Origin of the sequence: Frigoribacterium sp. PhB118 (genome assembly GCF_003751725.1) — a bacterium.
In the GTDB taxonomy this organism is placed as follows: Bacteria; Actinomycetota; Actinomycetes; order Actinomycetales; family Microbacteriaceae; genus Frigoribacterium.
The window spans coordinates 142,395-155,278 of sequence record NZ_RKID01000001.1 but is presented as its reverse complement, the minus strand read 5'-3'; the positions used below and the strand labels follow the sequence as shown (position 1 = coordinate 155,278).

Sequence of the window (12,884 nt, the reverse complement as noted above, 5' to 3'; positions counted from 1 at the left end):
CGGGTCGGTGCGGGCGGCGCTGGCTAGGCTCGCGGGGTGACCGACGCCACCAGCCGACCCGCGCCTCCTGCCCCTCCCGTCCCGCTCAGCCCCGTGCAGGCCGACGCCGTCCGTCGCGGCGCGCTGCCGCCCGTGGAGGAGGTCCGGCACGGCGTCTGGTCGGTCGCGTTCGAGTTCGGCGACGGCGTCGACGACCACTCGCTGGGCTACGTCGTCGAGGGCTCCGACGGCGCCCTGACGGTCATCGATCCCGGGTGGGGAGTCGAGGCCAACCTCGACCGCCTCGAGAGCGCCCTCGCCGACGTCGACCACTCGCTGGCCGACGTCGACCTGATCGCCGTGACCCACCTGCACGCCGACCACCTGGGCGGAGCCGAGGCGCTGCGTCGGGCCTCCGGCGCCCGGATCGCCCTGCACGCCGCCGAGCAGCGCGCGCTGGGCGAACGGCCGTCCGACGCCGCGGCCGCCGACGCCGACATCGCCCGGTGGGGCGCCCCCCGGGACGACCAGGAGGCGCTGGTCGCGTCGTGGGGGTCGGGTCGCCACCTGCCCGCGCTCACCGCCGACCTGCTGCTCGGCGACGGCGACGTGCTGCCCGTCGCGGGACGGCTGCTGCGTGCGGTGCACACCCCGGGCCACACGGCGGGCCACCTCTGCTTCGTCGAGCCCGAGCAGCGACTCGTCTTCACGGGCGACCACGTGCTGCCGCGGATCAACCCCGGCATCGGCCTCGGCGGGCGCACGGGAGAGAACCCGCTGACCGACTACCTCGCCTCGCTCGACCGCATGGTGGCGCTCGACGTCGCCGGCCCCGACGCCCTCGAGGTGTGCCCCGGCCACGAGTACCGCTTCGTCGGCCTCCGCGCACGGGCCGAGGCCCTGATCGCGCACCGCGCCGACCGCAGCCGTGACGCGGCCGCCGCCCTGGACGCGCTCGACCGGCCGACGGTGTGGCAGGTCGCCGAGCGGATGTCGTGGAGCGGCGGCATCGCCTCGTTGCACGGCTACCGGCTCGGCTCGGCCCTCGCACAGACCGAGTGGCACGTGCAGGACCTCGGCCGCGCCGACGAGCTGCGCTCCGCCTGACACCCGCCCGAGGACGTGGCGAGGTGACCGGCCTAGTGTCGAGCGCGGCCCCGGGGGACGCACCGCGCCTCCTGCCCGGACCGCCACCACGACCGAGGAGAGACATGAGCACGACCACGACCCCCACCCGCACCGCCCTCGTCCTGGGCGGTGGCGGCATCACCGGCATCGCCTGGGAGCTCGGCGTGCTGTCGAGGTTGCTCGAGGCGGGCGTGCCCGTGGACGAGGCCGACCTCGTCGTCGGCACCTCGGCCGGATCGGTCGTCGGGACGATGGTGCGGCTCGGCCGCGTCGACGAGGGCCTGCGGGAGCAGTTCGAGGCCGTGACCGAGCTGCCCTCGGGCTCGATCGACCCCGAGGTGTTCCAGCAGACCCTCGGGCAGGCCCTCGCCGGGGCGACCGACCAGCAGGAGGCGCGGGCCCGCATCGGCGGCCTGGCGCGCGAGACGCCCGTGGTCGCGGACGAACCCGAACTCGTCACCGCCATGCGGGAGCGCTTCGGAGGCGCGGCCTGGCCCGACGCGGCCCTGACCGTCTGCACCGTGGACGCCACCGACGGCTCGTTCCGTCCGCTGGACGCCGGCTCGGACGTCGACCTCTACCGGGCCGTGGCCGCGAGCTGCTCGGTGCCCGTCGTCTGGCCCACCGTCGACGTCGACGGCCGCCCGACCATGGACGGCGGCGTGCGCTCGGGCACCAACGCCGACCTCGCCGACGACTACGACCGGGTGCTCGTGCTGTCGTGCGGACCCGAGCTCGACGTCTCGCCGCTCGGGCCCACGCTGCCGCAGGTCGTCGAGGCGCGCCGCACCGCCGGCCGGGACGTGCTGGTCGTCCAGGCGGACGCCGAGTCCCTGCAGGCGTTCGGCACCGACGTCCTCGCGACGACCACCCGCCGCCCCGCGGCGGAGGCCGGCCGCCGACAGGCCGAGGCCGTGCTCGACGACGTCCGGGCCTACTGGGCGGGCGGGGTCGCCTGACCGGCGACGCGCAGACCGCGGGGGCGGTGGGCCGGTACCCTCGGGAAGTGACCACCGCCTCCTCCCCGCTCCGCATCGCCCTCGTGTCGTTGCACACGTCCCCCGGTGCCGAGCCCGGGTCGGGCGACGTCGGCGGCATGAACGTCGTCGTCCGCAACCAGGCCGAGGCGCTCGGCGCCGCGGGCCACGAGGTCGAGATCCTGACCCGCCGGTCCTCGCCCGACGAGCCGGCGAGCCTGGCCCTCGCCCCCGGCGTCACGCTGCGGTTCCTCGACGCCGGCCCGGCCGAACCGGTCACGAAGGGGCGCAACGAGCTCTACGTCGACGAGTTCCGCGACCGGCTCGCCGAGCTCGGCCCGTGGGACGTCGTCCACTCGCACCACTGGTTCTCGGGCATGGCCGCGCTTCCCGTCGCCCGTGCCCTCGGCGTGCCCCACCTGCAGAGCTTCCACTCGATCGCCGCCCACGACTCCACCCCCCTCTCGCACGGCGAACGCGCCGAGTCCCCCGGCAGGATCGCCGGCGAAGAACGGCTCGCCCGCGAGTCCGACGCCGTGGTCGCGATCAGCCACGCCGAGGCCGGGACCGTCACCTCCCGTCTCGGCGGCTCGCCCGACCGCGTCCACGTCGTCCTGCCGGGCGTCGACGGCGAGCTCTTCCACCCGGCCGAGGCGGGCCGGACCGCCCCGGGCCGCCCGTACGTCGTCGTGGCGGGGCGACTCGAACCGCTCAAGGCACCCGACCTCGCCCTGCGCGCGGTGGCGGCGGTCCCCGCCGAGGTGCGCCCCGACCTCGTCATCGCCGGAGGCGCCTCGACCGAGTTCGCCGGGTACGAGTCCGAGTTGAGCGCCCTGAGCGACGACCTCGACCTCACCGTGCACTTCCTGGGCCCGCGATCACGGCCCGGCCTCGCCGCACTGTTGCGCGACGCTGCCCTCGTGCTCGTGCCCTCCCACTCCGAGACCTACGGGCTCATCGCGCTCGAGGCCGCGGCCAGCGGGGTCCCGGTGATCGCCGCGGCGTCGGGCGGCCTCCGCGAGTCGGTGGTCGACGGCGTCACGGGCATCGTGCTGCCGCAGCGCGACCCGCAGGCCTGGGCCCGGGCGATGACGCAGGTGCTCGCGGACGCCGGGCTGCGCGACCGGCTCTCGCGCGCCTCCCGGTCCCACGCCCTCGACCACCCGTGGTCGCGTTCGGCCGACGACCTCGTGGGGGTCTACTGCGGGTCGCTCGCCCGCCAGGGGTCACCCTGCGCCGCGGCCTCGGCCTGACCCCGCCTGGCGCCACCAGCCCGTTGACGGGGGCCGGGCCTAGGCTCGGGTCGTCCCGCGACGGCGCGCCGCCGCGCGCCCGTGCCGACCCACCAGCTCGCCCGACCACCCCAGGAGGCCACCGATGACCGACGACACCCTGCTCCAGACCCTCATCGAACAAGAAGAGCGCCTCGTCTTCCGGCGGTTCACCCTCGACGTCGCCCTCGACCTGGGCGCGCACCTCCTGGCCGAGGCCCGACGCCGCGACCTCGCCGTCGCGGTCACCGTGCGGCACGGTCGGCAGCGGGCGTTCCACGCGGCCCTGCCCGGCAGCAGCCTCGACAACGACGAGTGGCTCGACCGCAAGGCCCGCGTGGTCGAGCGCTACGGGCAGAGTTCGTACCGGGTGGGCGAGTCGTTCCGGGTGCAGGGCGGCACGTTCGACGAGAAGTCGCGCCTCGACACCGGCCTCTACGCGGCGCACGGCGGGCTGTTCCCCGTGCGGGTCACGGGCGTCGGCGTCGTCGGCTCGGCCGGCGTCTCCGGCCTGCCGCAGGCCGACGACCACGCGTTCGTCGTCGACGTGATCGAGGACTTCCTCGACCACGGCTACGACGCCTGAGCCCACCGCCCGAGCATCACGTGGACGACCCGACCGCAGGCGGCGCGGTGCCGGCCCCCGAGTCCCCATCCGACGACGAGGCGGCCGCCTCGCTCCGCACCCTCGTCGAGCAGGCGGCCGCCGACCTGGCCGCGCGCGGGGCGCGCACCGAGGCCCTTGCCCGCCACAAGCCCGCCCGGCGCATCGTCGTGGTGAAGACCGCCGAGTCGCTCGAGCCCGCCGGGCGCGCCTGGCGACTCGGCGTGCTGCTGCTCGGCACCGACGGCCGCGTCTTCGAGACCGGACGCATCACCCGGGCGGTCACGCCGACCCGTTCCCAGCACCTGTCCGCCCAGGTCGAGCAGCGCAAGGCCGAACGGCGGGCGGCCGTGCGCGGCCACTTCGCCGAGGGCGAGGTCGTCAACTACGGGTACGAGCCGGTGGACCTGTCGACCGCGGCGTTGCAGGGCGGCGAGCAGCGCCTCCTCGTCCGCGACGGGCACGCCCTCGTGCGGTGGGGCACGGCGATCGGCGAGGTCCGCGACCTCGCCGCGTACCTCGCCGATCGGGCCGAACTGCTCTAGCGCACGGTCCCCCGCGAGGGCGACGCAGCGGACGCGGTCGTCGTCGCGGGCTCGTCAGGCTCGGTGGGGTCGACGATCTGGGCGGGCTCGGCGTCGAGAAAGGGCAGGTCGCCGAGGTCGATGTTCGGGTTGGCGTCCTGCGTCTCGACCAGCTCGTGCGCCTCGGCCTCGGTGGCCACGCTCGGCATCGAGCCGGGAAGCGGGCGCTGCGACGACTCCTTCATGAACCACACCGCGACGGCACCGACCAGCGAGGTCGCCATCAGGAAGAACGCCGGCACGAGCTCGTTGCCGGTCGCCTGCAGCAGCGCCTGGATGATCAGGGGCGTCGTCCCGCCGAACACGGCGATCGCGACGTTGTACGACACGCCCATCGCGCCGTAGCGGCTCGCCGTCGGGAAGAGCGCGGGCAGTGACGACGCCTGGCTAGACACCCAGAGCGCGACGCTGACGGCGAGCAGCGACAGCCCGGCGAGGGTCGTCGCGATGCTGCCCACGCCGATCAGGAGGAACGCGGGCAGGGCGAGCAGCAGCACCGATGCGGCACCGAGCCACATGACGGGACGTCGGCCGATGCGGTCGCTCAGACGCCCGGCGACGGGCAGCAGCAGGGCGAGCAGCACGAGCACCGGGATGGTCAGCAGCGTGCCGTGCAGCGGGTCGTAGCCGAGCGAGTCGGTCAGGTAGGTCGGCATGTAGCTGGTCAGCGCGTAGCCGACGGTGTTGGAGGCGGCGACGAGGCCGATCGCGATGACGATCGGACGCCAGTGCTGCCGGACGAGGGCGAGGGTGTTGCGCGGACGGCCCTGCGCGTCGGCGATCTCGCCGACCTTGTTCTCTTGAGCGTCCTGCGTCGCCTGGAACGCGGGCGACTCCTCGATCTTCAGGCGGAAGTAGATGGCGACGACGCCGAGCACGCCTGCCAGCAGGAAGGGCAGGCGCCAGGCCCAGTCGAGCATCTGCTGCTCGGTGGTCAGCAGCTGCAGCACCGACACGACCGCGGCGCCGAGCGCGAAGCCCAGGTAGCTGCCGAGGTCGAGGATGCTCGCGAAGAACCCGCGCCGTTTGTCGGGTGCGTACTCGCTGACGAACGTCGTCGCCCCGGCGTACTCACCACCGGTCGAGAAGCCCTGCAGCAGCTTGAGCACGACGAGGGCGATCGGGGCGATGGCGCCGATCGCGGCGAAGTCGGGCAGCACGCCGATCAGGAAGGTCGCGCCCGCCATCAGGATGAGCGTGGTCGCGAGCACCTTCTGACGTCCGACCCGGTCGCCGAGGCGGCCGAAGACGACCCCGCCGAGCGGACGCGCGACGTAGGTCGAGGCGAAGACGCCGAGGCTGAAGAGGATCTGCAGCGACGGGTCGGCCTCGGGCAGGAAGACCCGGCCCATCGTGACGGCGAGGTAGCCGTAGACGCCGACGTCGTACCACTCCATGGTGTTGCCGACGACGGTGCCGCCGATGGCGCGCTTCATCATGGCCGGGTCGACGACGGTGACGTCGTCGACGCGCAGACGCCGCGGGCGCCTCCGTCCGGAGGCGCGGGTCGGGCGGTCGGGATGGGTCTCGCGGGCAGGGGTGGGTGGGGTTCCCATGAACGACGTTCCTCTGGATCTCGGGCGCCGGTCGCAGGAACGGGCGCCGCGGCGATCGAGCTGCGGAGGGGCGGTGCCCGGCTGCCGCGGCCCGAGTGGTCGGGTCGACGGCGGGCAACGTTACCGGCATGTCGGCGGCGGATTGCCAGGGCATTCGGAGGGAGGCACACCCACCCCCCAGCCGACGCGGGACGAACTGCCGAGCGGATCGCCTATCCTCGACGACGACTTCCGTGCCGGTCGCCGCCCGCTGATCGCCACCCCACCCGACCCCCAGGAGGCCCGCCGTGCGCCGCGTGCTGATCGCCGTCTCCGTCGTGTTCGGCGTGGGGCTCGTCGCCTTCGTCGTCGCCGTCGCGATGGTCGTCTCGGCGCTCACGGCACCCCGCGACGAGGACGTCACGGCGATCACGTCGACGCCCGTGCCGGCCTGCCCCGAGGTCGACCCGGTGATGGTCGGCGACATCGAGGTGCCGGCCGGGCCGGTCGCCGGGTACTGCCAGGACCGGCTGGTGAACGCCGCGTACATCATGCTGGCCGCCCGGGCGCAGGGCATCGGGGAGCACACCCAGGCCATCGGGGTGATGACCGCCATGGGTGAGTCGAGCCTCCGCAACATCGACTACGGCGACGCCGTCGGGCCCGACAGCCGAGGGCTCTTCCAGCAACGGGACAACGGCCAGTGGGGCACCTACGAGCAGCGGATGGACCCCTACACGGCGGCGACCAGCTTCTTCACGAAGCTCGTGGCCATCCCGGGCTGGAAGGACCTGACCCCGACCCAGGCGGCGCACGCCGTCCAGGTCAATGCCGACCCCGACCACTACACGAAGTGGTTCCCCGACGCCGAGGTGGTCGTGGCGGCGCTGTCGAGCTGAGCCGCGCCTCCTCGGGTCGGGGCCGGTCGTGTCGGGCCCGACCGTGACTACTTGGCGCGACGGCCGATGCTGCGACGGTCGCGCCAGGCGCCCGTCGACCAGAGCGACAGCAGGACGAGCAGCGGCTGGAAGATCAGGCGGAAGGCGCGCTTGCCGTCGGTGTCGAGGCCGAACGCGTCGGTGTGCGTGACGAGCTGCGAGATGTTGCCGGGGAAGATCGCGGTGAAGAACGCCGCGGCGACCCATCCGACGGTCACGCGGTGCTTGGGGGCGACGACGAGGGCCGCGCCGATGCCGATCTCGACGACGCCGGAGGCGAGCACGACGAAGTCGTCGTCGAGCGGCAACCACTCGGGCACCTGGGCCTGGAACGGCTCGCGGGCGAACGTGAGGTGGCTCGTGCCGGCGAAGACCAGGGCGCCACCGAGGGCGATGCGGCCCAGGGTGCGGGCGAGGGACGTGGGGCGGGGGCGGGGTCGTCTGGACATCCGTCCAGTCTCCTCCTGTCGGGGCCCTCGTCCCTACCAGCCCATCGTGCCGGGTGCGCCCTTGAACGGGCCGACCAGGTTCGCGGTGATCCAGCCGCCGTAGAAGTCGCCCTCCTGCGCCTGGACCACCTCGCCGTCGATCTCGCAGGAGTCCATGGCGCCCGGGTACAGCGCGACGTGGTCGACGAGGGACTCGAAGCCCGGCCAGGGCTCGGCGTAGGACCAGCCGGCGCGGCGCGCCACGACTCCCCCGCCGGTCACGTCGAGGTAGCCGGCCTGGCCCTTGAACTCGCAGAGGCTTCGCCCTTCGGCGCGCGACAGGGCACCTGCGGCGAAGTCCGAGCGGGGCAGGTAGTAGACGGGCGGGTGGCTCGTCTCGAGCACGCGGATCGAGGCCGTCGTGTCGGCCACCACGACGCCGCCGAGACGGACGACGACGCGCTCGGTGCGGGGCTCGACGCGCGGCGGGCGGGGGTAGTCCCACACGGACTCCTGCCCGGGGCCGGGCTCGACGCGGACGGAGTGGGACGGACGGGAGGGGCGGCGGAAGGCGGGCATGGCCTCATGATGCGCCGCGGGGCTGGGACGCCGCACCGGGTCGCCCGCAGCCGTCGCCCCCGTGGCCGGTTGGGGTGGCCGGACGAGCGCCGACTCCACCACGAGGCTGATGCCCGACGGCCGATCCGCACCTACCCCCGCTGGACGATCGACTGACGGACGCCCTCGTGCCGCTGTGCCCTGGGAGCGACGACGGCTTCCCAGAGGATCTCGTCGTCGACGACCGTCGACGTGGGTACGAGCCCGAGCCGACGGGCCACCCGGGCTGACGCCTCGTGGTCGGGGTGGACGTAGGCCTGCAGGCGCCCGACACCCAGCGAGGTCAGCCACGTCACGACGGCTGTCGCCGCCTCCCCGGCGAGACCGCGACCCTGTTCCGAGGCCGTGACCAGCCACGCGAGATCAGCGACGAGGTCAGCGGCCTCGCGTGTGAGCGTCGCCTGGACGAATCCGACGGCCGGCCCACCGCCAGTAGATCGCATGATCCAGTTCAGCCACCCGGCACGTCCCTCTCCGGACTGACCCGTCGACTGACGGCGGTAACGCGCTTCGAGTTCCCAGCGACACGCTGTGGCTACCCGCTCGTCGCCTCATCCGTGGCGGCACGGGAGAGGGGATAGGCGCGGTCCAGGCGGGGGCTGAGGACGACGAGGAACAAGAACATCGACAGCAACCACCCGGCGATCCAGTAGGCGGGAATCGAGAAGATCACGACGTTCGGCACGACGTCGGTGGCGACTGCGACGACCACGGTGATCGTGAAGAGCACGCCCACGCCGTAGTACAGGGCTCGGAAGCCGTCCTCGACCCGGCCTCGCCGATCCTGCTGGCGAGTCGTCCGCTCGTCGAGGGCGGTGACCGAGCGGCCGTAGTCGTCCTCGGTGACGGTGACGAAGAGGTCACGGACTGGTACGCCGAAGGCCTTCGCCACCCGCGACAGCGTGTCGAGGCTCCCGTCATTGCCCGCCTCGAGCCTCTGGACGGTGCGGACGGTCACGCCGCTCGCGTCTGCGAGGCGTTCCTGGGTCCAACCCATCTGGGTCCGGAGATCGACGATCCGTGTCTCGTTCATGCACCTCACACTAAGAACGACCAGCCCCGAGGTCCACGACACGGACCCGACAGACACCCGACACCTTCACGACAGAGCACCTCCGGGCACCCCGTCCCGATGATCACCTCCACCGCAGCAGTCCTCGGCGGTCTCCGATCGGGTCCGGTCAGCGATCGACTAACGGGCACCAGCTTTGGCTCCGCTAACGTGCAGACACGAGCCACGGAAGGAGCACCCTTGAAAGTCACAGTCGAAGTGGGCGATTGGGAGCACGAATGTTGCGGCCCGGCGATCGAACGCAACGATGTAGTCGACCTGGGCTGTCTTCGTTGGCGGGACGCGGACGGACAAGTGCGGTTGATCGAGACCCACCACGACTCCCCCATCGAAACTCGTATCCGCGGTCGGGTCGTGGACATCCTCGTGCTTGCTGAGGATGGCTCCGCGACACCAATTCTTCGCGTTCCCAGCGGCGCGGCCCTGCGCGGATTTGACGACGAGGACGACGGGCATCTCGAGACACCGTGGTCGGGCGAACTCGTCAACGAGCGCAACAGGCGCTTCCTCGTGACAGTGAAGTCGTAGAGGCGAGAAATCACTCTCACTCCACGCCGCACCGCAGGAACGAATCGATCCAATGAACGATCCCTTGCCGGGCAGCACGCCTTAACCGCGAACAAACCACCTGAATGGCCACCGAGCTGAGCGAGCCCTCCGCCGCGCGCGTCGAGCCGCGTCCTGCTGTGCCGTTGCATGCGCTCGTCGAGCTCGAGCCATGATTTCATCGCCACGAGTCAGCCGTGTTGCTGCCCGCGTCGGGTGGGTGAAAAGACCGATACCTAACCACGCGAACAGCCCACCAGTCGTGACGACCAAGAGTGGGTGACCTCGGCCGGTGGATACGAGATCACCTGAGAGCCAAGTATCCGTAAGCCATAGGCCGACCACCAGCGTGGCGATGCCCAGAACGACGACGCAGCCACCCGACACACGCCACTTCCACATGCCCCCAACACCTCTCTCCGCACCCGTTCAACGGGCAGGTCTCAAGCATCCAAGCGGAGCTGACCCTGCGCCCATAACGCCACGCGTAATCATGTACCGAAGCCGCGCCGCGGAAGTGCCTCGTCGACGGGATGGTCGTGACTATCGAACTCGCCGGCCCGCTTCAGCCGTCACTACACCCCCGAGGCGAGCCGCGCCCCGTGGCCCATCGTCTATCGGGCACCTACCAGCGGAGACGGGCTGAGGTGAGGTGGCGATCTGCCATCCTGAGCGTGTGTGGAACGACAAGCTGCCCGATGGTCGCGATCCGCGACCGGTTTACTGGATCGTGATGGGCCTTGCGGCGATTCTGGGTGGAATTGCCTGGTGGGCCATCATCCTCAGTGGCCGCGTCAGCTTCTTAACGAAGGGACTCGAGTTCTTCCTGATACCAATCGGCCTCGGCGCGGTGATCTACGGGGCTGTCCTTCTTGCTCGGTCCCGACGCCCACGCTAAGCAGCCTTCTACGTTCCCCTCTAGGTCGGTTTCGTGAAGGAACGGTTTCTAGCGTCGCATCTCAGCCATGGCTCGAACATTGAAGTAGATGCCGATCACGATCAGTCCCACGCCTAGGAGCATGAGCAGATTTGGCAGGTCACTGAAGACCTTGGCGATGAACAGGGCGGCAGCCAGAACATAGAAGATCGTGGCCACGCCCATGAGCTTTCTCAAGCGAGGAACGTTGGAGGGCACCTGTGGCTCCGTATCGATCAAGAGAAATAACCTCGCGGGCCGAAAGGTCGGCTGTGGACGACACTCTTCGGAAGGTACTGCCTAATGCGGCCTAATGCGGCCCGCCGTCCCGAGGGTGTATCTGCTGACGCGGCGCAGCCCCTGAACAACTACTCGTCCTTGGCACGGCTTTGCACGCGTGGCAGGGTCGCGAGCATGAAGATCATCGATGATGTCGAACGCGCTGCTTGGCTAGGGCCGCGGATGCACCGCGTCAGAGGGTGGGCGAGGGTCGGCTCCGTCGCTGGGTACGGCTTCGAGGCCTACGCGCGCATCCTCCACCCCCGACCCACGGGAGACGGCCGCTGGGAACACCGCCGATGGTCCGACGTCGCCACCGCGGCTGGCAAAGTGATGCACCCTCTCGTCCAGTGGGAGCGGCTACTTGACCTTGATGAGCCACGGGGTGGAACCAGCGATATCGGGCACCTCGACCCGCAAGTTCTGGCAGCCCTCGCGCCGTTGTTGAGGGTCCAGACCGCGACACCAGACGACGCCCTCGCGGCGTACTGGGTCGGCGGCACCGGCCAGAGCCTTGTCGGCCGATCGGTCGCCATCGATCGTTACGACTACGTTCTGGCGCACACCGGTACTGCGGAGCTGGCAACGCCTGGCTGGGGTCCACGCATCGGCTTCCGAAGCGACGAACCACCGCAATTGCTCTGGCCGGAGGATCACGCATGGGTACTCGCCACCGAAATCGACTGGGACTCCACCATCGTCGCCGGCTCCCAACCACTCATTGAATCGATCCTCACCGACGACCGCTTCGAGGTCTACCAGGTCACGGAGGACTCCGACCTCTCCTGGAACGGCGACACCATCAACCGACGCCCGACATCGAGCCCCGCATGACGATCCCCTTTTAAGACGCCGGGCCCTCGGACTTTTGCGTGTTTCAGGTAGACGCGAGATCCGATCCGTCGATGCCGTCGTAACTGTGCCGTGGGCTCCAGAAACGCTTCGGAAGATGGCCGTCTTTGGCCTCGGCGGGATGACGGTAGGCCACTTCGTCGATGAACTCGTCGAGACCCGCCAGGGGGTCCTGTCCTTCTTCGATCTCCTCCCGCACCATGGCCGGGGTCATCTCGCGCCCTTCGCCCGTGAAGTCGTCCACGACGAGGCCCGGCGCATCAGTAGCGAGCACTCGGAGGCGCTGCCCCTGCTCTCGAGAGAGGGCCAGCTTGTGATCGTCTCGAGGATCAACGAGGCGTCCACCTGCTGGCCATTCCAGAAGCCCCTGGGTCTCTGCCATGTCCAGGATGCGCGAAGCAGTCCGCTCGTCAAGATACGAGAAATCGATCTGCCAGTCGCGTTGATCTTCCAAGCGGGCATTCGATGGCCTCACGTGGGTTGCCCGCCCGACCCATTCAGGGAACTGAGCCACCAATTCGGCAGCTCTGTCCCCGTCAGTCCGGACAAAGGCCCCGTCCTCCTTTTGGGTGAACACCCACGAGGCATCTGACGGGTAGATCGCCAACGATTCCCCATCCATCCCTGAGGACAGCGCCAACGCGGCAGCAAGGCCAGGATCGTCTAGTCCGAGCTGGGTGACGTACGTGTGCTCGTAGATGGGGAGCTCTTCGGCAAAGTTTGGATCGGCCATCCACGTCACGCTGATGTCCGACTGCCATAGGCGTGCCGGGAGGAAACGCTTGAGCCACGAGTCACGATCCTCAGGCTCCGGTCCACGAGACCACGCAAAAGTCGAGACGAAGACGCTGGCGTCGGATGCGCCTTGCCTCAGGGCTCGAAGAAGCGTCAGGTCGCGGAAGATGATCTCGGCGTATTGCATGGCCTGCTCGGCATGCTGATGCAAGGCCGGGAGCCTGTCGAACTCCAAGAGGACCCCACTGCCGAAGCGGTAGTCCTCCACCGAACCAGGCGGCGCCGGCGACCAACGCTGACCCCAATGCGTGGATATCTCCGCGAGTGTTTCCATCGAAGGGAGGTCAGCCATGCCGCAACACTAGAGAATCCAAGCAATCCCCTGGGCCACCGAACCTGACTCCTTCGCGTCCATCACGCGT

The 12,884-nt window shown here is 70.5% G+C and carries 14 protein-coding genes and 1 pseudogene; 8 read left to right on the top strand and 7 right to left on the bottom strand.

What is annotated here, in order from left to right:
• Positions 1 to 36 precede the first annotated feature (36 nt).
• From EDF21_RS00635 to EDF21_RS00615, 5 genes are all read left to right on the top strand, one after another.
• Positions 37 to 1,086: an MBL fold metallo-hydrolase gene (locus tag EDF21_RS00635; RefSeq protein WP_123569988.1), complete on the top strand. Its 1,050-nt coding sequence runs from the start codon at positions 37 to 39 to the stop codon at positions 1,084 to 1,086.
• A 104-nt stretch (positions 1,087 to 1,190) separates the two neighbouring features.
• Positions 1,191 to 2,066, top strand: a complete 876-nt coding sequence (locus EDF21_RS00630; RefSeq protein WP_123569987.1) for a patatin-like phospholipase family protein — start codon at positions 1,191 to 1,193, stop codon at positions 2,064 to 2,066.
• A 47-nt stretch (positions 2,067 to 2,113) separates the two neighbouring features.
• Positions 2,114 to 3,337 carry a glycosyltransferase gene (locus tag EDF21_RS00625; protein ID WP_123569986.1) on the top strand — a complete coding sequence of 408 codons (1,224 nt, stop codon included), beginning with the start codon at positions 2,114 to 2,116 and terminating at the stop codon, positions 3,335 to 3,337.
• A gap of 124 nt (positions 3,338 to 3,461) precedes the next feature.
• The gene (locus EDF21_RS00620) at positions 3,462 to 3,941 is read left to right on the top strand and encodes a heme-degrading domain-containing protein (protein ID WP_123569985.1); all 480 of its coding nucleotides are present in this window, start codon (positions 3,462 to 3,464) and stop codon (positions 3,939 to 3,941) included.
• A 20-nt stretch (positions 3,942 to 3,961) separates the two neighbouring features.
• Positions 3,962 to 4,504, top strand: coding sequence for a hypothetical protein (locus EDF21_RS00615; RefSeq protein ID WP_123569984.1), 543 nt, complete (start codon positions 3,962 to 3,964; stop codon positions 4,502 to 4,504).
• Here the strand turns inward: EDF21_RS00615 and EDF21_RS00610 are convergent.
• Positions 4,501 to 6,099: an MFS transporter gene (locus EDF21_RS00610; RefSeq protein ID WP_123569983.1), complete on the bottom strand. Its 1,599-nt coding sequence runs from the start codon at positions 6,097 to 6,099 to the stop codon at positions 4,501 to 4,503. The two genes, EDF21_RS00615 and EDF21_RS00610, sit on opposite strands and share 4 nt — an antisense overlap.
• Before the next feature lie 287 nt (positions 6,100 to 6,386).
• Here EDF21_RS00610 and EDF21_RS00605 point away from each other — a divergent pair, with 287 nt between their 5' ends.
• Complete coding sequence (locus EDF21_RS00605) at positions 6,387 to 6,977, top strand: hypothetical protein (RefSeq protein WP_056044955.1); 591 nt, start codon at positions 6,387 to 6,389, stop codon at positions 6,975 to 6,977.
• Positions 6,978 to 7,024: 47 nt separating this feature from the next.
• Here the strand turns inward: EDF21_RS00605 and EDF21_RS00600 are convergent, their stop codons facing one another.
• From EDF21_RS00600 to EDF21_RS00585, 4 genes and pseudogenes are all read right to left on the bottom strand, one after another.
• Positions 7,025 to 7,465, bottom strand: a complete 441-nt coding sequence (locus EDF21_RS00600) for a membrane protein (RefSeq protein ID WP_043594883.1) — start codon at positions 7,463 to 7,465, stop codon at positions 7,025 to 7,027.
• A 33-nt stretch (positions 7,466 to 7,498) separates the two neighbouring features.
• Positions 7,499 to 8,023, bottom strand: coding sequence for a DUF427 domain-containing protein (locus EDF21_RS00595; RefSeq protein WP_123569982.1), 525 nt, complete (start codon positions 8,021 to 8,023; stop codon positions 7,499 to 7,501).
• 131 nt (positions 8,024 to 8,154) lie between these two features.
• Positions 8,155 to 8,562, bottom strand: a pseudogene (locus tag EDF21_RS00590) (GNAT family N-acetyltransferase); the annotation flags it as partial.
• A gap of 35 nt (positions 8,563 to 8,597) precedes the next feature.
• The gene (locus tag EDF21_RS00585; protein WP_123569981.1) at positions 8,598 to 9,095 is read right to left on the bottom strand and encodes a helix-turn-helix transcriptional regulator; all 498 of its coding nucleotides are present in this window, start codon (positions 9,093 to 9,095) and stop codon (positions 8,598 to 8,600) included.
• Between the two features lie 99 nt (positions 9,096 to 9,194).
• Here EDF21_RS00585 and EDF21_RS00580 point away from each other — a divergent pair, with 99 nt between their 5' ends.
• Positions 9,195 to 9,662 carry a hypothetical protein gene (locus EDF21_RS00580; protein WP_199736176.1) on the top strand — a complete coding sequence of 156 codons (468 nt, stop codon included), beginning with the start codon at positions 9,195 to 9,197 and terminating at the stop codon, positions 9,660 to 9,662.
• Positions 9,663 to 10,626: 964 nt separating this feature from the next.
• On the opposite strand, the gene EDF21_RS16615 is transcribed toward EDF21_RS00580, so the two are convergent.
• Positions 10,627 to 10,776 (bottom strand): hypothetical protein, encoded by a 150-nt coding sequence (locus EDF21_RS16615; RefSeq protein WP_158612826.1) that lies wholly within the window; start codon positions 10,774 to 10,776, stop codon positions 10,627 to 10,629.
• 234 nt (positions 10,777 to 11,010) lie between these two features.
• Between EDF21_RS16615 and EDF21_RS00575 the strand changes: the two genes are divergently transcribed.
• A complete protein-coding gene (locus EDF21_RS00575; protein ID WP_148053611.1) occupies positions 11,011 to 11,709 on the top strand; it encodes a hypothetical protein in 699 nt (232 codons plus the stop codon).
• A gap of 43 nt (positions 11,710 to 11,752) precedes the next feature.
• Here the strand turns inward: EDF21_RS00575 and EDF21_RS00570 are convergent, their stop codons facing one another.
• Entirely contained in the window at positions 11,753 to 12,814 is a 1,062-nt protein-coding gene (locus EDF21_RS00570) for a hypothetical protein (protein ID WP_148053610.1), read from the bottom strand.
• Positions 12,815 to 12,884 lie beyond the last annotated feature (70 nt).

What these genes read in the sequence shown, in the direction of transcription:
- EDF21_RS00600 (WP_043594883.1), bottom strand. Translation starts at nt 7,465, where the DNA reads ATGTCCAGACGACCCCGCCCCCGCCCCACGTCCCTCGCCCGCACCCTG.
- EDF21_RS00575 (WP_148053611.1), top strand. Translation starts at nt 11,011, where the DNA reads ATGAAGATCATCGATGATGTCGAACGCGCTGCTTGGCTAGGGCCGCGG.
- EDF21_RS00570 (WP_148053610.1), bottom strand. Translation starts at nt 12,814, where the DNA reads ATGGCTGACCTCCCTTCGATGGAAACACTCGCGGAGATATCCACGCAT.
- EDF21_RS00620 (WP_123569985.1), top strand. Translation starts at nt 3,462, where the DNA reads ATGACCGACGACACCCTGCTCCAGACCCTCATCGAACAAGAAGAGCGC.
- EDF21_RS00595 (WP_123569982.1), bottom strand. Translation starts at nt 8,023, where the DNA reads ATGCCCGCCTTCCGCCGCCCCTCCCGTCCGTCCCACTCCGTCCGCGTC.
- EDF21_RS00585 (WP_123569981.1), bottom strand. Translation starts at nt 9,095, where the DNA reads ATGAACGAGACACGGATCGTCGATCTCCGGACCCAGATGGGTTGGACC.
- EDF21_RS00630 (WP_123569987.1), top strand. Translation starts at nt 1,191, where the DNA reads ATGAGCACGACCACGACCCCCACCCGCACCGCCCTCGTCCTGGGCGGT.
- EDF21_RS00610 (WP_123569983.1), bottom strand. Translation starts at nt 6,099, where the DNA reads ATGGGAACCCCACCCACCCCTGCCCGCGAGACCCATCCCGACCGCCCG.
- EDF21_RS00580 (WP_199736176.1), top strand. Translation starts at nt 9,195, where the DNA reads ATGATCACCTCCACCGCAGCAGTCCTCGGCGGTCTCCGATCGGGTCCG.